Below are 23,367 nucleotides of genomic sequence, written 5' to 3'. Positions count from 1 at the left end.
CCGCCGATACAGCACCGCGCGGCAGCGGCAGCAGCGCAGCGTGCCGCCCGGCGGCACTTCGCCTTCGCGCTGCACCAGATCGCATTCGTGGCACGCGATCAGCGGGCGCGTCTTGCGATCATCGGAGGCGGGCGTGTTCATTGCACGGTCTGGCCGGGCTTGGTCGCATCGGCGGGCGGCGTCGCCGATTGCTGCTGCGTGGTCATGTTGTCGGCGGTCGTGACCCAGCCGCCGCCCATCACCTTGTAGAGCGTCACGAACGACGCGAGCGCGGCGGCCTCCGTCTGCGTCTGCGAAAGCTGGGCGTTGAAGAGGCTGCGCTCGGCGTCGAGCACTTCGATATAGCTCGTGTAGCCGCCTTCGTAGCGCGCCCGCGCGAGCCGCGAATAGGTGGAGAGCGCGGTGACCTGGCGGCCCTGTATTTCCAGTTGCTCATGCAGCTTCTGCGACGAGATGAGCGCATCGTCGACTTCCTGGAACGCGACCTGGATGGCCTTCTGATACGTCAGCAGCGCCGCCTGCTGTTGCGCCTCGGCCGATTGCACCTGGCCGGAGATATTGCCGGCCGTGAAGATCGGCTGCGTGACCTGGCCCGCGAACGCCCACACGCGCGACGGTCCCGTGAAGAGCGACGAGAACTGGCCGCTCGCGGTGCCGAGCAGGCCGGTCAGCGAAATCTGCGGGAAATAGAGCGCGCGCGCCGCGCCGATCAGCGCATTGGCCGCGACCAGATCCTGTTCCGCCTGCAGCAGATCGGGGCGCCGCTCCAGCAGGTCCGACGGCAGCCCCGACGGAATCACCGGCGTCACGAGTTCGCCGAGCGTGCGGCCGCGCATGATCGGCCCGGGATTCGCGCCGAGCAGAACCGAGAGCGCGTCTTCCTGCTGCGCGATCTGCGTTTCGAGCTGCGGAATCGTCGCGAGCGAGGCTTCGTATTCGGACTGGCTCTGCGCGAGTTCCATCTGCGAGACTTCGCCGCCTTCGAAGCGCAACGTGAACACATGCACCGATTCGGCCCGGCTCTGGGTCGTCGCCTTGGCGATTTCGAGCTGCTTGTCGAAGCTGCGCAGATTCAGATACGACGTCGCCACCGACGCCACCAGCGACAGGATCGTCGCGCGCCGGCCTTCCTCGCTCGACAGCAGATTCGCGCGCGCGGCCTCGGTGAGCCGCCGGTTGCGCCCGAACAGATCGAGTTCCCACGCGGCGGACACGGACGCGTCGAAGCTGTTGTAGACCGGCCCGAAGCCGTTGAGCGGCTGCGGTCCCGCCGCCGAAGCGCGCTGCCGCGCGGCGTTCGCGCCCGCCGAAATCTGCGGGAACAGCGCGGAGCGCGTCGTGACGAACTGGCCCATGAACTGTTCGACGCGCGCCGCCGCGATCTTCACGTCCTTGTTGTTCGCGAGCGCGGTCGAGATCAGCTCGTCGAGCACCGGGTCCTGGAACTGCTTCCACCATTCGGTGTTCGCGGTATCGGCGACTTCGGCCGCGGCGAAGCGGTAGGTCGCGGGCGTCTCGACCGGCTGGCGCGAGTAGTTGGGACCGAGCAGGCAGCCGGAGAGCGATAGCGCGGCGGCGAGGCTGGCGTAAGTGCGCCGCATGTCAGTCCCCCTTGTCCGGAGCGGACGGCGAGGCATTCGGGCCGCTGCCGGACGCGTTCGGGCCGGGCGCTTTCGCATCGGCGGCATCGGTGGCATCCGTGGCGGTGGGCGCTTCGTCGCCTTTCTTTTTCTTGGAGCGCGAGGACATCGTTTCCAGTCCCCAGAAGAACATCGGAATGAAGAACACCGCGATGACCGTCGCGCCGAGCATCCCGCCGATCACGCCGGTGCCGATCGAATGGCGGCTGTTGGCGGACGCGCCCGTCGCGATGGCGAGCGGCACGCAACCGAGAATGAACGCGAGCGAAGTCATCACGATCGGGCGCAGGCGTTCTTCGGCGGCGGTCATCGCGGCTTCGTAGACGGACTTGCCCGCCTCGCGGTTCAGCACGGCGAACTCGAAGATGAGAATCGCGTTCTTGGCGGCGAGCGCGACCAGCATCGTCAGGCCGATCTGGAAGTACACGTCGTTGTTGAGGCCGCGCAGCAGAATGGCGAGCAGCGCGCCGAAGATCGCGAACGGCACCGCCATCAGCACGCCGAACGGCAGGCTCCACTTCTCGTACTGCGCGGCGAGGATCAGGAACACCATGATCAGGCCGAATATGAAGACGAGCGCCGACGAACTGCCCGACTGCTTCGCCTCATAAGCCTCGCCGCTCCACCCGATGCCGTAGTCCGATGGCAACCCCTTCGCGATATCTTCCAGCGCCTCGATGACCTGTCCGGACGCGTATCCGGGCGCGGCGTTCGCCGTGATCTTCACCGCCGGGAAGTTGTTGAAGCGCGTGATGAGATCGGGGCCGGTCACATAACGCGTCGTGACCATGGCCTTGAGCGGGACCATCTCGCCGGTCTTGCTCTTGACGAAAATCTGCGTGAGATCGTCGGGCTTCAGCCGGTACTGCGGCTCCGCCTGCAGAATCACCTGCCAGAGCCGGCTCGAACGGTTGAACTGCGACACATAGAGCGAGCCGAACATCGTCTGCATCGCGCTATACACGTCCTCTACAGGCACGCCGAGCGTTTCGGCCTTGTCGCGATCGACATTGGCGAGCATCTGTTGCGAAGATGCGTTGAAGGTCGAGGTAACGCCCGTCAGCTCGGGGCGCGCCTTGGCCTTGGCGACGAAATCGTCCACGATGGCCGCGAACTGGCCGATGGTCGCGTCGCCCTTGCTCTGAATCCACATCTCGGTGCCGCCCGTCGTGCCGAGGCCCGGAATCGACGGTGGATTCAGCGGCACGACGATGCCTTCCTTGATCTGCGACAGATGCTTGTACGCGTCGACGAGCACGGCGCGCGCGTTCTGCGTTCTGATATTGGCCGACGTGTAACGGTCCTCGAAACTCTTGAAGCCGACGAAGAAGGTAGACGAATTATTCTTGTTCTGGCTGTCGAGAATGCTGAAGCCGTCGATCGTCGTGATGCTGCCGACCGCCGGCTGCTTCATGAAGTATTCGGTGACCCGCTCGGACACCGCGCCGGTGCGATCGAGCGACGCGGCATCCGGCATGATCACCGCGCCGAGCAGATAGCCCTGATCCTCGGGCGGCAGGAACGCGGTCGGTATGTCGCGCATCATGACGACAGCGAGCGCGATCATGCCGACGAACAGCAGCAGCGCGATCAGGAAGCGCTTGATGATGAGCCGCACCACGCTCGTGTAGCCGTGCGTCATGCGCAGGAACTGGTTGTCGAACCAGCGGAAAAAGCCCTTTTTCTCGTGATGCCCCGGTTTCAGCAGCAACGCGGCGAGCGCGGGCGACAGGGTCAGCGCGACGAGGCCCGAGATCACCACCGATATCGCGATCGTAATGGCGAACTGCTTGTACATCTGCCCCGTGATGCCGGAGAGGAACGCCACCGGCACGAACACCGCGCACAGCACGAGCACGATGGCGACGACCGGCCCGGCCACTTCGTCCATCGCCTTCTTGGCGGCGGTCTTCGGATCGAGCTTGAATACGGTCATGTTGCGCTCGACGTTCTCGATCACGACGATCGCATCGTCCACGACAATCCCGATCGCGAGCACCATGCCGAACAGCGTCAGCATGTTGATGGAGAAGCCGAGCGCCTCCATGCCCATGAACGTGCCGACGATCGACACCGGCACCGCGATCACCGGAATCAGCGTGGCGCGCAGGCTCTGCAGGAACACGAACACGACGATCACGACCAGCACGACCGCTTCGAAGAACGTATGCACCACATCGGAGATGGACGCGCGCGTGAACTCCGTCGTGTCCATCGCGATTTCGTAGTCGATGCCCTGCGGGAAGGTCTTCTTCATCTCGGCGAGCGACGCGCGCACCTGCTTCGACACATCGAGCGCGTTGGCGCCGGGCTGCTGATAGACGGCGAGCACCGTCGCGGATTTGCCCTGGAAGCGGCTGCGGATCGAATAGTCTTTCTGCCCGAGTTCGGCGCGGCCCACGTCCTTCAGGCGCACGATCGCGGCGCCGCCCGATTGCGCGCGAATGATGATGTTGTCGAATTCGGAAGGCTCGGTGAGCCGGCCGGTCGTCGTCACCGCGAAGGACTGTTCGACGGCTGCGCCCGTCGGCGATTGTCCGAGACGCCCGACGGCGAACTGCTGGTTCTGGTTGGCGACCGCGCGCTGCACGTCGGAGGCCGTGATGCCGAGCTGCGCCATGCGGTCGGGCTTGAGCCAGATGCGCATCGCGTAATCGGGCGTGCCGAAGATGGCCGACTGGTTCGCGCCGGGAATGCGCTTGAGCGCGTCGAGGACATACACGTTCGCATAGTTCGCGATATACGTGGCGTCATAGCGTTCGTCGGGCGAATAGATGGCGATCACCATCATGAACGCCTGCGACTTCTTCTGCACCTGCACGCCCTGATTCGTCACCGACTGCGGCAGTTGCGGCAGCGCGAGATTCACGCGGTTCTGCACGTCGACCTGCGCGAGCTCCGGATTCGTGCCGATCTGGAAGTACGCGTTGATCGTCAGATTGCCCGTCGACGAACTCGACGAGCTCATGTAGATCATGTTGTCCGCGCCGTTGACCTGCTGCTCGATCGGCGCGGCGACGTTGTTCGCGACGACATCGGCGCTCGCCCCCGGATAGGTCGCGGAGATCGTGATTTGCGGCGGCGTGATGTCGGGATACTGCGCGGTGGGCAGCGCGAACATGCACAGCGCGCCGCCCAGCGTGATCACGATCGATATGACCGACGCGAAAATCGGACGGTCAATGCAGAAATGTGAAATATTCATTGGCCCCTTCCGCGCGACGTGTTTTCGATCGTCGTCAGTTCACATCACTTTTCGGTTCCGCCGCTTGCGTTCTTCGTCTGGCCGAGCGACGCCTCCTGTGCGCCGGAGGCCGGCGCGTCGCCCGCTGCGGGTGCGGCGACCACGCGAAGCTGCGAATCCGCGCTGACCCGGATCGCGCCATCGACGACGACGCGCTCGCCTGCCTTCAGGCCGCTCGTGATGAACCAGTCGTCGCCGTGCCACTCGCCGACTTCGACGACGCGCTGATGCGGCTTCGACTGATCGTCGATCACCCAGACGAAATGGCTCTTGGCGCCTTGCAGCACGGCGCGTTGCGGCACGAGGATCGCATTGGGCCGCACCGCGCCCGTCACGCGCGCCTTCACGAACTGGCCGGGGCGCAGCGTGCCCTTCGGATTCGCGAACACCGCGCGCACGAGGAACGTGCCCGTCTCCGTGCTGAACGCCGGATTCGTGAAGTCGATGCGGCCGGTCTGCGGATACACCGAGCCGTCGGCCTGGATGACGGTCACGTCGAACTGGTTGTCGGGCGGGAAGTGCAACAGGCCTTTCTTGATCTGCTCGCGATAGTTCAGCAACTCGTTCTCCGAGATGCTGAAGTTCACCCACATCGGGTCGAGCTGATAGACGTAGGTGAGCAGGCCCGATTGCGTCGGCGTCACGTAACTGCCTTCCTGCACGCGCGCGAAGCTGGAAAGGCCCTTGAGGGGCGAGCGGATCGTCGTGTAGCTCAGGTTGAGTTCAGCGGTCTGCACCTCGCCCTTCGCGGCGATCACGGCGGCCTCGGCGCTCTTCTCGTTGCCGACGGCGTCGTCCAGATCCTTCTTGCTCAACGCGTTCATCGCGGCGAGCGGCTTCACGCGGCCGAGATTCTGCTGCGTGACGAGCAGCCGCGCCTGCTGCTGCGCGAGCGAGCCCTTGGCGGTCTGCAGCGCGGCTTCGAAGGGGCGCTTGTCCATGATGAACATCACCTGGCCGACCGACACGACCGCGCCTTCCGTATACATGCGCTTTTCCAGAAAGCCGTCGACGCGCGCGCGGATTTCCACCTCGCGCGAACTCTGCGTCTGCGCGGTGAAATCGAATTCCACGGGCGTCGATTGCGCGGTGACGGTCACGACGGTGACATCGACGGCGGGCTTCGCGGCTTCGGGCGGCGGCTTCTTGCACGCCACGAGCGCGAGCGACGCGAATGCGGCGAGCGCGACTGCGCGCAGCGGGCGTGAAGATTGAACGAACGAGCAGCAGTGCAGTATCTGTTCCGACACGAACGCCATAGGCGCCTCCCTCTTGGGATGGCCGATCGTAGATGAGCGAGCGCGCCGGCGGGGCGTCTCGCCACGACATGCTCGCGGCATGCGTTTCAGATGAAATCGCGCGGGACGGGATTCGTTGGCGACGTCAGCGAGCGCGAGCCTGATGTTTGTGATGTGTCGTAGCTGCCTCCGGTTTTGACGGTCGAGTTATAGCCAGAGATGCTCATGGTTCGCCACCCCTATGGCGTGACGTGCGTGACGAATCTACTAATAGCTGAATACGGCTGAAAACGCCATAGCGTTTAATGCCATTTCGACTGAACGCAGTGGATCGCCATGCGTAGCAATTACTGAATAGGTGGGCGGCCCGACGAATCGCTAGCGCAGGCGCGAAGCTATGGATCGCTTAGCAAGGTGCGGATTCGTCATGCCGATTTGTGAAATGCCGAAGAGAACTGTCGATGTTTCCTGCGTCGTCGCGTGTGTCAGAGATGCCCGAACAAGGCGCGCGGCCGGTCGCGCAGCGTGCTCGCCAGGGTCCGCAAGCCGCTGACGAGCTGTTCCCGGCTTTCCGCGCACGCCAGATTGATGCGCACGCCATGCTCGATCTCGGACCTGTCCACGGCAAACGCCGACGACGGCATCACCACCACGCCGCGCGCTTTCGCATTGGCGGCGAAGTCATCGGCGCGCCAGGGCAGCGGCAGCTTCAGCCACACGAACATGCAGGCCGGATCGGATTGCAGCCACTCCTGCGGCAGCAACTCGCGCGCGAGATCGTGGCGCGCGCGAATCTCGGCGAGTTGCGCATCCATGATGTGCTGCGCGGTGCCGTCCTCCATCCAGACGGCCGCGATCAGCATCGACAGCGGCGCGGGCATCCACGCCGTCGTGCGCACGGCTTCCGCGCACAGCGCGGCGTTGTCCTGCGGACTCAGCAGATAGCCGAGCCGCAGGCCGGGCGCGAGTATTTTCGAGGTCGCCGAGATGTGAAACGTCAGCTCCGGGCACAGGCTCGCGATCGTCGGCAGGCGTTGCGCGACGAGCGGGCCGTACACGTCGTCCTCGATGATGGCGACGCCGTGCCGGCGCGCGACATCGACGAGCGCCATGCGCCGCTCGAGGCTCATTGTCGTGACGGTGGGATTCTGCAGGTTCGGCACGGTGAAGATGGCCTTGACCGGCACGCGCTTGCATACGCGTTCGACCTCGTCGACGAGCAGGCCGTCGCGGTCGCTCGGAATGCCGACGATCTCGAACTGGAACACCGGCGCGAGCGCCTTCAGCCCGTAATACGTCAGTTGATCCGCGAGGATCACGCCATCCGTGCCGATCAGGCTGTTGAGCACCGCGTACAGCCCATGCTGCGCGCCGCTCGTGACGACGACCTGATCGGCGGTCGGCGCGAAGCCCGGCGCGCTCATCCAGCGCGCCCCGGCCGCGCGCGCCCATGAAGGCCCCTGCGGCGGCTGATATTCCTGCAACTGCGCGAAGCGCGGATCGCGCGGCAGCTCGCCCATGGTGCGCGCGAGGCACGCGAGAAATTCGCCGGTCGCGGGCCGGTTGACGGTCAGATCGATGACTGCGCTTCCCGCGCTCGCGGGCGGCGTCTTCTCGACGCTCGGCATCGCGCCGCCGGTGACGAGCGAGCCGCGCCGCTTGCTGCCGATCACGAGGCCGCGCAACTGCAACTCCTTGTACGCGCGCGACACCGTCGAGACATTGATGCCCAGTTCGCTCGCCAGTTGCCGCTGCGGCGGAAGGCGGCTGCCGGGCGGATAGATGCCGCTGCGGATTTCCTGCTCGATCGAGCTGGATACCTCGATATAGGTGGATCGCTTCGTCGTGCCTTCGGCTTCGCCGTTCGCGGTCAGCGTCTGATCCTTGTCGGAAGCCATGAATCTCTGTCTCCATACAAACGATGCTTTGTCCGCGATTTGTGCGGAAGTCAGCCGATTCTAACCCAGAGTGAGGCCGATGCAATGGCCATGTAAGCCCCGAAAGTCCGTGACATCGGCTCTGCAAGAGCCGATCCAGCCCGGAGTTAGGGAAAATCCCGGCACCACACAATCGTGTTTTTAATTGCACACAAAAAAATCTTGTGTGATTCTAATATCAGAGTTTGTCTGGTGTGCGATGCGCTTTTGCCTGAGCCGCGTGTGCCATCCATCTGATCTTTGTCCGCAGGAGATTCCCTATGTCCTTGCCTCAATCCGCTCAATCCACTCCATCCGGCGGCCCGCCAAAACTCGGCTCGGCGCTGCGCCAGCGCCACGTCACGATGATCGCGCTCGGCGGCATCATCGGCGCGGGCCTGTTCGTCGGCAGCAGTGCGACGCTCGCCACGGTCGGCCCGGCGGCGTGCGTGTCGTATCTCGTCGCCGGCATCGTCGTGCTGATGGTCATGCGCATGCTCGGCGAAATGGCGCTCGCGGTGCCCGGCGTCGGCTCGTTCACCGAATACGCGCGCATCGGCCTCGGCAACTGGGCCGGCTTCACGAGCGGCTGGCTCTACTGGTATTTCTGGGTGATCGTGGTCGCCGTCGAAGCGGTCGCGGGCGCGGCCATTTTGCAGCGCTGGATACCGGCGCCGGTGTGGGTCATCGGGCTCGTGCTGCTCTCCGTCATGACCGCGATCAATCTTCTGTCCGTGAAGTCGTATGGCGAATTCGAGTTCTGGTTCGCGTCGATCAAGGTCGCGGCGATCATCGCGTTCATCGCGATCGGCGCGGGCTATCTGCTCGGTTTCGGGCACACGGGTGGCGCAGTCACGCATCTCGTCGGCGATCGCGGCTTTCTGCCGTTCGGCGCGATGTCCGTGTTTGCCGCCGTGCCGACGGTGATCTTCGCGGTCGGCGGCGCGGAAATCGCGACCATCGCCGCCGCCGAATCCGACGATCCCGCCAAGAGCGTCGCCGCGATGACGCGCTCGGTGATCCTGCGCGTCATCACGTTCTATGTCGGCTCGCTGTTCCTGATCGCGTGCATCGTGCCGTGGGGCAGCATCGTGACGGGCCATTCGCCGTTCGTCGCCGCGCTGGAGACGATGCGCATTCCCTACGCCGCCGACATCATGAACGCGATCGTGCTCGTCGCCGTGCTGTCCGCGCTGAACTCGGGTCTGTATGTGTCGTCGCGCATCCTGTTCCGTCTCGCCGAACGCGGCGATGCGCCCAAGTCGCTGCTCAGGCTCACGCCGCACAAGGTGCCGCGTCTTGCCGTGGTGTTGTCGAGCGTGGTCGGCTATGTGGCGATCATCGCGGCGATCGTGTCGCCGCAGGGCGTGTTTCTGTTCCTCGTGAACGCATCGGGCGCGGTGATGCTGTTCGTCTATCTCGCGATCGCGCTCGCACAGATCCGCATCCGCCGGCGCATCGAGAAGCAGGCGCCCGAGCGTCTCACGCTGAAGATGTGGCTGTTTCCGTGGCTGTCGTATGCGGTGGTCTTCGCGATCATCGGCGTGCTCGCGGCAATGGGCGCGGACCACGAACTGCGTCCTCAAATGATGGCGAGTCTCGCGAGCCTCGCGGTGGCGTCGGTGGCTTACTTCTTCGCGGCGAAGCATCATCATCGTCACGAAGAAGAGAGCGAATCGGCGACGGGATTCCTGTCGCATGAAGGCGATCTTGCATGGAAGGGGCACGAGTAATGTCGAAGGTGGCGATCATCGGCGCGGGGTTCATCGGCGTGGCGAGCGCTGCATGGCTCATGCGCGACGGACACGATGTCACGCTGTTCGATCCGGCGGGCATCGCGCAGGGCGCGTCGTTCGGCAACGCGGGCACGTTCGCGCCGTACGGATGCGTGCCGGTGAACAATCCGTCCGTGTTCCGCGATATCCCGCGCTTTCTGCTCTCGAACGACAGCCCGTTCAGATTGCGCTGGGGTTATCTGCCGCAACTCGCGCCGTGGCTCGCGCGCTTTCTGCTGAGCTCGCGGCGCGCGAATTACGAAGCGAGTGCGCGGGCGCTGGCGGCCTTGCTCGCGCGCGCGCAGCAAGGCTATGCGCCCTTGCTCGAAGAAGATGGCCTTGCGCGATTCGTGAAAGCGCGCGAGTGCCTGTATCTGTATTCGAGCGCTGCGTCGTTCGATGCATCGCGCGATTCTCTTGCCCTGCGCGAAAGCCTCGGCGTGGGTTTCGATGTGCTCGACAGCGGCGCGATCCGCGAACTCGAACCGCAGCTCGCGCCGATCTTCGCGTGTGGCGTGCTGTTTAGCGATAGCTGGCATTTCACCGATCCCGCCGGCTTTCTTCAGGCTTTGTTCGAACGTCTGGCCGCGCGCGGCGCGCAACTCGAACGGGTGAAAGTGGACGCGATAGAACCGCAAGCGCCGGGCGTGTCATTGCGCGTGAACGGCGCTGCGCGCCGCTTCGATCATGTCGTCATCGCGACCGGCGCGCGCTCGCGCGAGTTCGCGCATCAATGCGGCGATCACGTTCCGCTCGACACCGAGCGCGGCTATCACGTTCGCTATGCGTCGGCATCGGACCTGATCTCGCGGCCGTGCGGCTGGGCGGAACGCGGCTTCTACATGACGCCGATGAGCGACGGCATTCGCGTCGCGGGCACGGTCGAGCTTGCGGGCTTCACCGAAGAACGCAACCGCGCGTTGCTCGATCTCGTGACCGTATCGTCGAAGCGCGCGTTGCCCGCGCTCGGCGCGCCGGATCGCGAATGGCTCGGCTTTCGTCCGACGCTGCCCGATGGCGTGCCGGTGATCGGCGCATCGAAGGCGAGCGAGCGCGTGATTTACGCATTCGGGCATCAACATCTGGGTTTGACGCTCGCGGGCGTGAGCGGACGCATCGTCGCCGATCTGATCGCGCGGCGCGCGCCGCCGCTTGATCTCGCGAGCTATCGCGCGTCGCGTTTTCACTGAAGCGGCGCGCATTTCCATGAGGCTCGCTCGCGGTGTCGCGCCGCGTGCGGACCGTATGAACCTGGCGCGACGTCCAATTCTGTGGAGCACGAACATGAACCGCCGCTTAATGCTTTCGAGTCTTGCCGCAGGCGTGCTTGCCGCGTACATGCCGATGTCGTTCGCCGCCGATCCTGAAGTCGTCAAGATTGCGTTCGTCGGGCCGTTGACGGGGCCGGTCGCGCGCGTCGGCAAGGATTTGCAATACGGCGCGCAACTCGCCATCGATGAAGAGAACGCGAAGCATCCGACCGTCGGCGGGAAGCCCGTCAAGTTCGAACTGGACGTCTACGACGATCAGGCCGATCCGCGCGTCGCGATTCAGGTCGCGCAGAAGGCGGTGGATAGCGGCATCGTCGGCGTGATCGGGCATTACAACTCCGGTTGCAGCATTCCGGCGTCGACGGTCTATCACCAGGCGAATGTCGCGATGATCACGCCCGGCTCGACCAACCCGCAACTCACGAAGCAAGGCTTCAAGAACGTGTTCCGCACGATGGGTCACGACGGCGTGGGCGGCGTGGTGGCGGGGCGCTTCGTCGTCGAGCAGATGAAGCCGAAGCGCATCGGCATCATCGACGATCGCACGGCGTTTGGGCAAGGTCTCGCCGATGCGTTCGAAAAAGGCGTGAAGGAAGCGAACGGCAAGGTCGTCGCGCGCGAATACACCAACGACAAGGCCGTCGACTTCCGCGCGATTCTCACGACGATGAAAAGCCAGAACGTCGATCTGATCTTCTTCGGCGGGCTCGACGAACAGGGCGCGATGCTCGTCAAGCAGATGCGCTCGCTCGGCATGACGACGCAACTTTTCGGCGCGGGCGCGTTGAAGAGCAATGCGTTCCTGCAGATCGCGGGCAATTCGGGCAACGGCACGCAGGATCTAGAACCGGGGCCCGCGCTCGACAAGCTGCCGTCCGCGCAGGAGTTCGGCAAGCGCTACAAGGCGCGCTTCAATCAGGATGTCGAACTGTATGCGCCCTTCGCCTACGACGCCGCGCTCGCGATGATCAAGGCCATTCACGATGCGAATTCGCTCGATCGCGGCAAGATCGTCGAAGCGCTCGCGAAGGTCAACGTGACCGGCGTGACCGGCAAGATCTCGTTCGATCCGTACGGCGATCTGATCAAGCCACCCTATACGCTCTTTCAGGTCGAACAGGGGCAATGGAAGAGTTTGAAAACGGTCGGCGGGAACGGCGTATGAGGTTCAGCGAAACCGTAGGCGTTCGCACGTATCGCTTCGACGATCTGAGGACGCTGCTGGCGAAAGCGAGTCCGCCACGTTCCGGCGATGAACTCGCGGGCATCGCCGCGGCGACGGAAGAAGAGCGCGCGGCGGCGAAGCTGGCTTTGTCGGCGGTGCCGCTGCGCGCGTTCATCGAAGACGCGTTGATCCCGTATGAAGACGACGAAGTGACGCGCCTCATCATCGACGAGCATTCGAAGGACGCGTTCGCCGCCGTGTCGCATCTCACGGTCGGCGAGTTCCGCGAATGGCTGCTGGCCGATTCGACCGATACGGCCGCGCTCGTGGCGGTGTCTCCAGGACTGACACCGGAGATGGTCGCGGCCGTATCGAAGCTGATGCGCAATCAGGATCTCATCCTCGCCGCGAAGAAGCGGCCGGTCGTCACGCGCTTCCGGAACACGGTTGGCTTGCCGGGACACATGTCGGTGCGCCTGCAGCCGAATCATCCGACCGACGATGTGCAGGGCATCGCCGCATCGATGATCGACGGCCTCATGTACGGCTGTGGCGACGCGATGATCGGCATCAATCCCGCATCGGACTCGCCGCAGGCCATCGGCAAGCTGCTCGCGATGATGGATGCGTTCCGCGAACGCTACGACGTGCCGACGCAGACTTGCGTGCTCACGCACGTGACCAACACGCTCGCGGCGATCGAACAGGGCGCGCCCGTCGATCTGGTGTTCCAGTCGATCGCGGGCACGCAGAAGGCGAATGCATCGTTCGGGATATCGCTTGCGTTGTTGCAGGAGGCGTATGAAGCGGGTTTGTCGTTGCAGCGCGGGACAGTCGGCGAGAATCTCATGTACTTCGAGACGGGGCAGGGCAGTGCGTTGTCGGCGAATGCCCACTACGACGTGGACCAGCAGACTTGCGAAGCGCGCGCGTATGCAGTGGCGCGCAAATTCAATCCGTTTCTCGTGAATACGGTGGTCGGCTTCATCGGCCCGGAATATCTCTACGATGGCAAGCAGATCATTCGCGCGGGTCTCGAAGATCATTTCTGCGCGAAGCTGCTCGGCGTGCCGATGGGTTGCGACGTCTGCTACACGAATCACGCGCAAGCCGATCAGGACGACATGGACAATCTGCTCACGCTGCTCGGCGCGGCGAACGTGAACTTCATCATGGGCGTGCCCGGCGCGGACGATGTGATGCTGAACTATCAGAGCACGTCGTTTCACGATGCGCTCTATGTGCGCGAAGTGCTTGGACTGAAGCGCGCGCCGGAATTCGAAGCGTGGTTGCGCGCGATCCAGATCACGAACGGGCGCGGGATGCTGCAGGAGCGCGCGCATTGGCCCGCGTTGACCGACTGGATGAGGGCATGATGAGCGTCAGCGCCAATCCATGGGACGCGTTGAGGCGTTTCACCGATGCCCGCATCGCGCTGGGCCGCGCGGGCAGCAGTCTGCCGACCGCGCCGCTGCTCGCGTTCAATCTCGCGCATGCGCAGGCGCGCGACGCGGTGCATCGGCCGCTCGATGTCGACGCGTTGCGAAGCGCGTTGCTATCGAAGGGATTCGACATCGCCACAGTCGAAAGTGCGGCGCCCTCGCGCGATGTTTATTTGCGCTGTCCGGATCTCGGGCGGCGTCTGAGCGACGAAAGTGCGGCGCGTCTCGAATCCCACACGAAGCACGCAGACCTCGTGTTCGTCATCGCTGACGGACTGTCGTCCAGCGCTGCATCGACGCATGCGATACCGCTCATCGAAAGGACGATGGCGCGGCTCGAAGGATGGCGCATCGGTCCCGTGGTCATCGGGACACAGGCGCGCGTGGCGCTCGGCGATGGCATCGGCGCGATCTTGAAGCCGAGCCTGGTGGCCGTGCTGATAGGCGAGCGGCCGGGGCTGAGTTCGCCCGCGAGCCTCGGCGTCTATGTCACGTACGATCCCGTTCGGGGCCGCAGCGATGCAGAGCGCAATTGCATATCGAACGTGCGCCCTGAAGGACTTGCTTACGACGCGGCCGCGTTCAAACTCGCCTGGCTGTTGAACGAGGCGCGTCAGCGCAAGCTGACGGGCGTCGCCCTCAAGGACGATAGCGCCGCGACCTTGCCCGGGCGCACGATCGATCGGCGATTGGGCGGATAGCGGCGGATGCCCTTACTCATCAATTCCGCGGTTATCTACTCGCGGTGACGGCATGTCGCACAGTTCATCGATCTGTTTGGGAAAGCGCGTGTACGGAACGTTGTATTGCAGCCAATCGGCCAGACTGTCGGGAAAGACCATCGCGATGAGCCAGAAGACCTTCCAGAAGACAAGCCAGGGCGAGCGCCAGCGCGATTTGGCCGTGGGCAAGTCCTCGCGGAATTTTGCAGACCACTCGTGAAACTGCCGGGTGAATGCCTGGGTGCGCGTATCGCGTCTCGGTACGGGCGGAGGAGGGGTGAGGCCGTGTGGTCCATCTTCCATGAAGCGTTGCAGATAGTCCCATAGTTGCTTGGCCGATTGCCCATCGTCTCGCCAGCCGAGATTGCCGCAGACGATGCAGCGCTCGCAGGGCGGCGTGGCAATGGTATCCAGTCCCACCAGAAACAGCGGATGACGCGTGGTGTAGACCCCTGAAGCGAGCAGCGGCATGAAGCCCGCCATCGGTACGAGACGATCAAAGTCCAGCGTTAGCAACTCCTCCTGCCCAGGGGCAACGTAATAGAGCTTGCGCGTACCGCGATGCAGGCGAATGAAGGTACCGCGGTTGCGTCGGGCGCCGCTGAAAAGGTAGACCAAAAGTCCGATGACGGTGAAAATCAAAGGCGAGATTAAGGCCATCACGAGAGCGCTGCGACCGCTCAGGAAGCTTAGCCAGAATAGCGATCCGAAGATTCCGATCTCCATTGATCGTCCCACCCATCCGGCAGCCAGTTCACGATTTCCCGTGCTGTCTGCGGTCTGCAATTCCACGCATTGGTCATTGATCCGCCGGACGCCCAGAATCTGGCCGATCTCCCACGGCGTGGCGACCGCTTCCTCGCCGGTAAGCGTGTTGTGTTGCAAGCGTGTGGCGCCCGCGAACAGGCCGGGCGGCAGGCGCTTAACATTTTCGCTGCTGGCTATGCTCATGCTGGTGCCCTCACCGGAGCCAACCGACTCTCGTCTGCAGCGCCGTCGCGTGTGAAAATCAGTGGCTTGGGCATGTCGGGTTGCTCCAGTCCAAGGTCAGGCATCTTTTGGGGATCGGGGCGATAGAGATAGCTCACTTCCACTTGAGCTTCATGATGCATGCCGATTTGCCAGCCTCGCTCTGCGCCATAGTCACTGCTCAAACGTCCCACCACGAATTGTTTGTCGAGATTCAGATTGAAGGCACCCGTCGCTTTGCCTGCCGTTTCGGCATCGACCCTCTGAAGAGGTTGGCCATGCAAGCTGGCGCGAAGGACCGCTCGAAAATCACCATTACCATCGCCAGGCAAAGTACAGCGCAGACGCAAAGTGCCACTGTTGCCATAGGCAGCCTCCCACTTGGTGGTGATTTGGGGCCGGAAATGCAGGCTGTGCCACGCCTCCATTTCCTGACTGAGGCTGAAGTGTCTGACCGCCGCACCCCACGCGCTATGTGCAAGCCAGATTTCAACAGGGGACTGTTGGCTGCTGCCGGCTTTCACGGAGCAATAGATGACAACCGCCGTGGCCAGCACGGCGATCACAAGCCAGCCGACGGGGGTGAAGCCCAGCACAGCCACGGCTTCGCCGCCACCAGCGGCGAGCGTGGTCAGTACAGCTTGGCCGCCGGCAAACGTAGCTACCGCCACTACACCGCCTGCGAGAGCCGAACCCAGATACCAACTGGCCTGTTCGGCATTTCCGTCGTTGGAGGCATTGACGGCACGGATGGTATCGGCCACGGCCATAATGGCTGCGGCAGCACCACCCGCATACGTGGTACCCCATTTGAAGCCAACGGTGGCGATGGTTGTGGCGAGAATTTCGTTCCCCTTGCGCGCCATGAACATGGAGAGGGCAAGGGTGGTCACTTCAATTGCAGATCCAGCCAATCCAGCAAGAGCGCCGAATCCGGATACTGCGTTGGTCCCATTCAGTTCCTTGCTCAGATCCTTCACCGCTCCCCGCATTGTCCACACCGCCAACGCCCCTCCGATACCAGTAAACCCAACTCCCGCCGGTGTACGCAACGGCGCGGCCTTGACAACGGCTATATCACGCACGCGCTTGAGATTACGCAGCAACGGATTGCCAATAGCCGGAATGGGTTCAGCATGACCATGCGCCGCTCCTTGCACCGCAGCCGTGCCGATGGTCTCCCATTCCCACACCTCAATGCGCTGGCTTCCTTGCGTCTCCACGCTGCCGGGCGTTCTTCCGGGGACTTGGCTCATCTCCAACTTCCAGCGAGCGAACACATCTGGGCCCATCACCAGATAGCCTTGCATTTCCATCGCATAGTGAGCGAACTGCTCGGCGGAAATCTCTGTGTATCCGAGCGTGATATTGAAGCGCCGCGCGCTGACATGGCGCAGACGCAGAATCTGAATTCTGGCTTCGTTCACGGGCGCTGTCGCCACGAAGTGCTGCACCATGCCGGCCAGGATATTGGTGGCCGCCGTCGCCGCTCGTTCCTCCACATACTTGTCCGCAGCGCCGAATACCGCTCGGGAGATGATGAGGTAACGGTTCAGACGATCCATCAGCGGCTCGTCGCCGGCTCCCAGTGCTTTCCACAAAGGGCTGAGTTTGGGCTCCGCCCTGATCAGTTTGGCGAGTTCATGGAGTCCGTCGTCGGTGTGAACCGAAGCGCCAATGCAATTGAGCACCGCGATTTCGTAGTCCATCGCGTTACGGACACACGATAAATCGAATGATCGGAGTGCGGTGCCGAGCAATTTGGAATCGTCGAGAAGGCGCATCCAGGCCACGACATCGGCACCGGTCTTCCTGATAGGAGGATCGAAATTTTTCAGTTTCTGATCGTGGGTCGACTTGAATGCACGTGCGCCATTCAGATCCACCATGTTCTTCTGTCTTCGGATCGCATCCAGACCGTCCTGGCTCTTGCCATCGGGCGATGCTTCCGCTTGCTTGAAGTAGGTATCGATAAGGGCAGCGCTTTGTAACTTGTGCTTGTTCTGCGTTTGAAAGGCGTCTTTATCCTTCACGGCCAACGAGCAAAGATAGCCAAGCTCGCTGGCAATGCCAATGGTGTCTTGCAACGCCACGGCGAGCGGTATCACGTCTTTGCGCGGCAAAAGCATCGTGTACATTCCGCCGACTATCCGGTTGTTATCGGCCATTTCCTTCTCCGGCTTCACTTCGCTCCAGCTATACCCATAAGGCGTACCGGAGATCGCAGGTTTAATCAGTTCGACCGTAGCGTTGCCCGCGAGAATTGCCCGGAAGGTATGCGCCTGCTGGTCACCGCCAGCCGGCTTGACCTGCGTCGCGAGCTTGTCACGCAGACCGCCTTGATTGGTTTCAATCTTATAGAGGGTGCGGTGAGTGAGGACGGTATCGGTCACCAGAAGATAGACCGTGGTAGCAGTTTTCTCTTCCGGTGCGAGTAGCCATGGCTGGGCAACCGTCTCGTCGGGCGTGGCGAGTCGTCCCGGTGCGGCATCCTTGTCATCGGCTTCGGTCCACCAGATTGGCGCAAAGCGAACATCTGCCGTAACCCGATAGTGTTGCGTCCACATGCGCCCGTCCTTCATATAGCAAAGGTACACATAGCAACCGGGACGCAGCACGCGCAAACCATAGGCTTTGCCACCCTGCAACGCAGGGTATCCTGCGGTGGTCAGCTTCGGGAAGAGCTTGGTATCCAGTGGATGATCCGTGATGCCATAGCGCAGCGGATAGATAGGTATGCCACGTTGGCACGGCGGCGGAGAGATGGCTTTGCCTACCTGCTTCTCACCAGGATGGGGTGGTTGCAGGGCTTTCTTGAAGTTATCAGCCATGGGGATTCTGATTCTTGTGGATCATGGTTTGTTGCAGACGATCTTCGAGGTCCATCATGCGTTGACGAGCCGAGACATCGAGTTTCATCAAACTCGCACGGAGAACAGCGTCTCGCTCGAAGGACTCTTGCGGATATACGAGCCGAAGCGCCAAGTATTGGCGGACGTCTCTTTCGAGACGCAGTTCGAGTCTGCGCGCCTCATCGGCAAACAGAGCGAGATGTTGAGCGCACTCATCGGTGTCGATCAGATTTGCTTGACTCGGGTAGTTCTCGCGCAGGCGACGGACGGTATCGCGCATGAACCACGCCATACTGGCGCGATCCAGTTTCGCCTCGTCGCTGGTGGTCAGCGTAAAGGCGTGAGCCGGGACAAATGACGAGGTGTAGTTCGCCGGCGCCTCGATCCGCAACCACATCGCGGGCGCGACTGCTTCGGCAGCCCACGACAGTGTCTTTATAGGCCCGAGCAGTTCAGCCAAGCGGTGCGGCGGTAATGCTTCACAGAGTTCTTCAAGTGGGCGCCGGGCTGCAAGGCTGAAGCGCAGCGGTCCACCATCGGCAGCGATGATCTGATGCAGTGCTTGCAGATGAGTTATGAGAGTCGATTCATCCGCTTCACTGAGCAAGACAAGCCCAATTCCCGGAACTGCCCAATGGGTCAGGAAATGATCGAATAGCGCTGTGTCCAGAGGGACAAGCAATGGTCCCTGCCGATAGCCGGGACCCTGGTATTCCCGTTCTGTGCCACGCCACACCCAGCGGTGGTCAAAGCGGTGCGTGATTGCCATGACTTCGGCTTCCAGCGTGTCGCTGGCCGCGCCGTCAAGCCATAGCCACGGACGTGCTGCTTTCTGCAGTTCTGCAAAGGCGGGCTCCGCGACTTCCTGCACGACGTGGCGCGACCAATCTGGTCGCGCGGATTCCGCGCTGCTGAGCATCAGGCGACTCCTTTGCCATAGGGGAACGGATTGCGCGGGCAGGCGCCGTCTGGCCACCGCTTGGCCGGCTTTGGGCGAGCCGTTGAGCGAGAGGTGGTTGCCCGGGCCGGTGTCCATGGACTTTGGGCGGCTCTGAGTTTGTGATGCCCTTGTACGGTGTAATCGACGTGGTCGCCCACATCGATGATGTAGTTCGCCGTGCCCTGCTCGAAGGCGGTGACGATGCCGTGGCTGTAGCGCATGGGCGACGTGAACCGCATGTCGGATTGATGTGGCATGAATGATGAGTTTTCCGAAAGGCCTAGCGCGAAGGCGTGCGAGTCATGTCCAAAGCGCCGCAGGACGATTGCGATACGAATATCCAGACGAACACTGGTCCGCTCAGTGTTGCAGACAGGCGATCCGCGAGAAATATGAATAGTCTGAAATGGCCCTGTTTTTCAAAGCATGGGCCTGACTCCACGGCTCAGGCTGAGCTCGATGCTTCGCGTAAACCCCGTCGAAAGAAAGTGCCTCGCGTAAGAAACGGGTAAGCGGACGCTTTTACCTTAGTCTCCAGCGCCATTCACGCAGGAGACACAAATGGATCTCAAGGTAGTAGAAAAAATCAAATCGAGCGCCGCGTACGGCGAACTGGTGCGAAAACGCTCGAAGCTCGGCTGGACGCTCACCGCGCTCGTATTGATCGTGTATTACGGCTACGTGCTGCTGATCGCGTTCAACAAGGAACTGCTCTCCGCGAAAATGGGCGCAGGCGTGATGACCTGGGGCATGCCCATCGGCCTGTTCGTGATCGTCTTCACGGTCGTCATCACGGGTCTCTACGTGCGCCACGCCAACAGCACGTACGACGAACTCACCGACAAGATCAAGCGGGAGGCCGCATGAAGTCGCAACGTTTCCTCGCGGCGGGCGCGCTCTTCGGCGCATCCGCCAGTGCCTTCGCCGCGGGCGGCGATCTCGGTCAGGCGGTCAAGCAGGCGACCAACTGGACGGCGATCTGCATGTTCATCGCGTTCGTGATCGCGACACTGTTCATCACCAAATGGGCCGCGAAGAAGACGCGCTCGGCGGCCGATTTCTACACGGCGGGCGGCGGCATCACCGGTTTCCAGAACGGTCTCGCGATCGCGGGCGACTTCATGTCGGCGGCCTCGTTTCTCGGCATTTCGGCCGCGGTCTACAGCAACGGCTATGACGGCCTGATCTATTCGATCGGCTTTCTGGTGGGCTGGCCGATCATCACGTTCCTGATGGCGGAGCGCCTGCGCAATCTCGGCCGCTTCACCTTCGCCGATGTCGCCGCGTACCGCTTCAAGCAGACGCCCATTCGCGCGTTCGCGGCGTCGGGCACGCTCGTGGTCGTGGCGTTCTACCTGATCGCGCAGATGGTCGGCGCGGGACAGCTCATCAAGCTGCTGTTCGGCCTCGAATACTGGATCGCGGTGGTGATCGTCGGCGCGCTGATGATGGTGTACGTGCTGTTCGGCGGCATGACCGCGACCACCTGGGTGCAGATCATCAAGGCCTGTCTGCTGCTCGCGGGCGCATCGTTCATGGCGTTCATGGTGCTGTGGCAGTTCCACTTCAGCCCCGAAGCGCTGTTCGCCAAGGCCGTCGAAGTACACGAGAAGAAAGAGTCGATTATGGGCCCGGGCAATTTCATCAAGGACCCGATCTCCGCGATCTCCTTCGGCATCGCGCTGATGTTCGGCACGGCCGGCCTGCCGCACATCCTGATGCGCTTCTTCACCGTGCCGAACGCGAAGGAAGCGCGCAAGTCGGTGTTCTGGGCGACGACGTGGATCGGCTACTTCTACATTCTCACCTTCATCATCGGCTTCGGTGCGATCGTGCTGGTGAGCACCAATCCGATGTTCAAGGACGCAGGCGGCAAGCTGCTCGGCGGCACGAACATGGCGGCGGTGCATTTGGCGAGCGCGGTCGGCGGCAACGTGTTCCTCGGCTTCATCTCGGCGGTCGCGTTTGCAACCATTCTCGCGGTGGTCGCAGGCCTGACGCTCGCGGGTGCATCGGCGGTGTCGCACGATCTGTATGCGACCGTGTTCAAGAAGGGCAAGGCGTCGAGCAAGAGCGAGCTGAAGGTGTCGCGTATCACGACGATCGTGCTCGGTATCGTGGCGGTCGTGCTCGGCATCGTGTTCGAGAAGCAGAACATCGCGTTCATGGTGTCGCTCGCGTTCGCGGTGGCGGCGTCGGCCAATTTCCCGGTGCTTTTCATGTCCGTGTTGTGGCGCGGCTGCACGACGCGCGGCGCGGCGATCGGCGGTTTCCTCGGCCTGCTTTCGGCGGTCGTGATGACGGTGCTCTCGAAAGCCGTGTGGGTCGACGTGTTCCACTACGCGAGCGCACCGTTCCCGTACGCATCGCCCGCGCTGTTCTCGATGGCGATCGGCTTCGCCGGCATCTGGCTGTTCTCGGTGACCGACCGTTCCGCGCGCGCACGCATCGACAAGGCCGGGTTCGAAGCGCAGACGGTGCGTTCGGAGACGGGCATCGGCGCGGTGGAAGGCGCGAGCCATTGATGTGATGTTGACGCGGCGGCGCGCATCGGCGTGCCGCCGCGTAAGCGCTTTCGATCGACCGACCGGTCGTTTTGCGATGAATACATCGCCGGCGCGACATGCCGCTGCACTGATACGACAACACAGCCCCGCGTTATCGAATGGCCGAAAAAATGCGTTAAGCTCGATGCAACTGTATGCACGAAGCGCCACACGCATTGGAGCGAGCCATGGAACTGCAGTGCCCCAGTCTTTTCGAGCAATCGGCGTATATCGGCGGCGCGTGGGTCGACAACACGTCGCTGCCGCGCGTGCCTGTCGCCAATCCGGCGAATGGCGAGATCATCGGCAGCGTGCCGCAAGTCACGGCGGAGCAGGTGGCCGAAGCTGTCGAATGCGCGAACGCCGCGTTGCAGGACTGGCGCAGCTGGAGCAGCCGCGAGCGGGCATCGGTACTGCGTGAGTGGGGACGCCTCGTCGAGCTTCATCGCGACGATCTCGCCATCATCCTGTGCAGCGAGCAGGGCAAGCCGCTGCACGAAGCGCGCTCGGAAATCACGCAGGCGGCGAATTACCTCGACTGGTTCGCGGAAGAAGCGCGCCGCATCTACGGCGACAACATTCCTGCGCCGCGGCGCAATCAGCGCATCCGCGTGCTGCATCAGCCGATCGGCGTGTGTGGCGCGATCACGTCATGGACGTTTCCCTCCTCGATGGTCGCGCGACGCGTCGGCGCCGCGCTCGCGGCGGGCTGCACGGTCATTCATCATCCCGATCCGCAGACGCCGTTTTCAGCGCTCGCGCTTTGCGTGCTCGGCGAAAACGCCGGCTTGCCGCGCGGCGTGCTGTCCGTGCTGACGGGCGAGGGCGAGCCGATCAGAAGCACGCTGCTCGCGAATCGCGATGTGCGCAAGGTGTCGTTCACCGGTTCGATCGACGAAGGCAAGCGGCTGATGACCTTGTGCGCACCCACGGTCAAGAAGATGTCGCTGGAGTTGGGCGCGAATTGTCCTTTCATCGTGTTTGGCGATGCGGACATCGACCTTGCCGTCAAAGGCGCGCTCGATGCGCGTTTCCGTCATTCGGGTCAGGCCGCGATGTGCGCGAACCGTTTCTTCGTGCATGAAGACGTCTACGAAACCTTTGTCGCGAAGCTCGTTTCGAAGGTCGCGTTGCTCAAGGTGAGCAATGGCCTGGACGAAGGCGCGCAGATCGGTCCGCTGATCGGCGAGGCGGCGGTGACGCGCGTCGAAAGTCTCATCGACGAAGCCGTGAAGCTCGGCGCGACGATCGCGGCGGGCGGCTCGCGCCTGGCGCCCGGCTCGAACTTTTTCAGGCCGACGGTGCTGACCGGCGTCGATCCGTCGATGAGCGTGTGCGGCGACGAAGTGCTCGGGCCGATTGCGAGCGTGCTGCGCTTCAGGGACGAAGACGACGTGATCACGCTCGCGAACGATACGCGCACCGGGCTTGCGGCGTACTTCTACACGGCGGATATCAGCCGCGCGTTTCGCGTGATGGAGGCGCTGGAGTGCGGCGTCGTTGGCGTGAACGATAGCCTCGTGTTCAATGAGGTTGCGCCGTTCGGCGGTATCAAGGAATCGGGGATGGGGCGCGAGGGGGCGTCGTCGGGGGTCGAGGAGTATCTGGAATCGAAGTATGTGTGTTTTGGGAATCTGGAGAGGTAGG

The 23,367-nt window shown here is 62.9% G+C and carries 16 protein-coding genes; 8 read left to right on the top strand and 8 right to left on the bottom strand.

The genetic code is table 11. The annotated features are described in order from the left end of the window. Positions 1-137 precede the first annotated feature (137 nt). From AWB80_RS27910 to AWB80_RS27895, 4 genes are all read right to left on the bottom strand, one after another. Entirely contained in the window at positions 138-1,601 is a 1,464-nt protein-coding gene (locus AWB80_RS27910) for an efflux transporter outer membrane subunit (RefSeq protein WP_061177903.1), read from the bottom strand. Position 1,602: 1 nt separating this feature from the next. After that, complete coding sequence (locus tag AWB80_RS27905) at positions 1,603-4,845, bottom strand: efflux RND transporter permease subunit (protein ID WP_061177902.1); 3,243 nt, start codon at positions 4,843-4,845, stop codon at positions 1,603-1,605. Between the two features lie 44 nt (positions 4,846-4,889). After that, complete coding sequence (locus tag AWB80_RS27900; protein WP_061177901.1) at positions 4,890-6,143, bottom strand: efflux RND transporter periplasmic adaptor subunit; 1,254 nt, start codon at positions 6,141-6,143, stop codon at positions 4,890-4,892. Positions 6,144-6,607: 464 nt separating this feature from the next. After that, on the bottom strand, positions 6,608-8,020 hold the full coding sequence (locus AWB80_RS27895) for an aminotransferase-like domain-containing protein (protein ID WP_061177900.1): 1,413 nt from the start codon (positions 8,018-8,020) through the stop codon (positions 6,608-6,610). Between the two features lie 299 nt (positions 8,021-8,319). Here AWB80_RS27895 and AWB80_RS27890 point away from each other — a divergent pair, with 299 nt between their 5' ends. From AWB80_RS27890 to eutC, 5 genes are all read left to right on the top strand, one after another. Further along, positions 8,320-9,771, top strand: a complete 1,452-nt coding sequence (locus AWB80_RS27890; protein ID WP_061177899.1) for an amino acid permease — start codon at positions 8,320-8,322, stop codon at positions 9,769-9,771. Next, the gene (locus AWB80_RS27885; RefSeq protein ID WP_061177898.1) at positions 9,771-11,003 is read left to right on the top strand and encodes an NAD(P)/FAD-dependent oxidoreductase; all 1,233 of its coding nucleotides are present in this window, start codon (positions 9,771-9,773) and stop codon (positions 11,001-11,003) included. Before AWB80_RS27890 ends, AWB80_RS27885 begins: the two co-directional genes overlap by 1 nt. A gap of 94 nt (positions 11,004-11,097) precedes the next feature. Then, positions 11,098-12,249, top strand: a complete 1,152-nt coding sequence (locus tag AWB80_RS27880) for a branched-chain amino acid ABC transporter substrate-binding protein (protein ID WP_061177917.1) — start codon at positions 11,098-11,100, stop codon at positions 12,247-12,249. Next, entirely contained in the window at positions 12,246-13,625 is a 1,380-nt protein-coding gene (locus tag AWB80_RS27875) for an ethanolamine ammonia-lyase subunit EutB (protein ID WP_061177897.1), read from the top strand. The genes AWB80_RS27880 and AWB80_RS27875 overlap by 4 nt, the downstream gene beginning before the upstream one ends. Then, positions 13,625-14,392: an ethanolamine ammonia-lyase subunit EutC gene (gene eutC / locus AWB80_RS27870; protein WP_061177916.1), complete on the top strand. Its 768-nt coding sequence runs from the start codon at positions 13,625-13,627 to the stop codon at positions 14,390-14,392. Before AWB80_RS27875 ends, eutC begins: the two co-directional genes overlap by 1 nt. Before the next feature lie 12 nt (positions 14,393-14,404). Here the strand turns inward: eutC and AWB80_RS27865 are convergent, their stop codons facing one another. The 4 genes from AWB80_RS27865 to AWB80_RS44095 are packed head-to-tail and all read right to left on the bottom strand — an operon-like array spanning position 14,405 to position 19,431. Next, positions 14,405-15,364, bottom strand: coding sequence for a hypothetical protein (locus tag AWB80_RS27865; RefSeq protein WP_061177896.1), 960 nt, complete (start codon positions 15,362-15,364; stop codon positions 14,405-14,407). Next, positions 15,361-18,213: a toxin VasX gene (locus AWB80_RS27860; RefSeq protein ID WP_061177895.1), complete on the bottom strand. Its 2,853-nt coding sequence runs from the start codon at positions 18,211-18,213 to the stop codon at positions 15,361-15,363. Before AWB80_RS27860 ends, AWB80_RS27865 begins: the two co-directional genes overlap by 4 nt. After that, positions 18,206-19,153: a DUF4123 domain-containing protein gene (locus tag AWB80_RS27855; RefSeq protein ID WP_160147478.1), complete on the bottom strand. Its 948-nt coding sequence runs from the start codon at positions 19,151-19,153 to the stop codon at positions 18,206-18,208. The genes AWB80_RS27860 and AWB80_RS27855 overlap by 8 nt, the downstream gene beginning before the upstream one ends. Continuing rightward, positions 19,153-19,431: a hypothetical protein gene (locus AWB80_RS44095; protein ID WP_160147477.1), complete on the bottom strand. Its 279-nt coding sequence runs from the start codon at positions 19,429-19,431 to the stop codon at positions 19,153-19,155. Before AWB80_RS44095 ends, AWB80_RS27855 begins: the two co-directional genes overlap by 1 nt. 304 nt (positions 19,432-19,735) lie before the next feature. Here AWB80_RS44095 and AWB80_RS27850 point away from each other — a divergent pair, with 304 nt between their 5' ends. From AWB80_RS27850 to AWB80_RS27840, 3 genes are all read left to right on the top strand, one after another. Then, positions 19,736-20,041 carry a DUF485 domain-containing protein gene (locus AWB80_RS27850; protein ID WP_061177893.1) on the top strand — a complete coding sequence of 102 codons (306 nt, stop codon included), beginning with the start codon at positions 19,736-19,738 and terminating at the stop codon, positions 20,039-20,041. Next, complete coding sequence (locus AWB80_RS27845; protein ID WP_061177892.1) at positions 20,038-21,699, top strand: cation acetate symporter; 1,662 nt, start codon at positions 20,038-20,040, stop codon at positions 21,697-21,699. The genes AWB80_RS27850 and AWB80_RS27845 overlap by 4 nt, the downstream gene beginning before the upstream one ends. A gap of 209 nt (positions 21,700-21,908) precedes the next feature. Continuing rightward, positions 21,909-23,366: an NAD-dependent succinate-semialdehyde dehydrogenase gene (locus AWB80_RS27840; RefSeq protein ID WP_061177891.1), complete on the top strand. Its 1,458-nt coding sequence runs from the start codon at positions 21,909-21,911 to the stop codon at positions 23,364-23,366. Position 23,367: the final 1 nt, after the last annotated feature.

The sequence above is a fragment of the Caballeronia pedi genome, from assembly GCF_001544915.2.
In the GTDB taxonomy this organism is placed as follows: Bacteria; Pseudomonadota; Gammaproteobacteria; order Burkholderiales; family Burkholderiaceae; genus Caballeronia; species Caballeronia pedi.
Note: the sequence above shows the minus strand (reverse complement) of the source record. Positions and strands in the feature narration are given on the sequence as shown.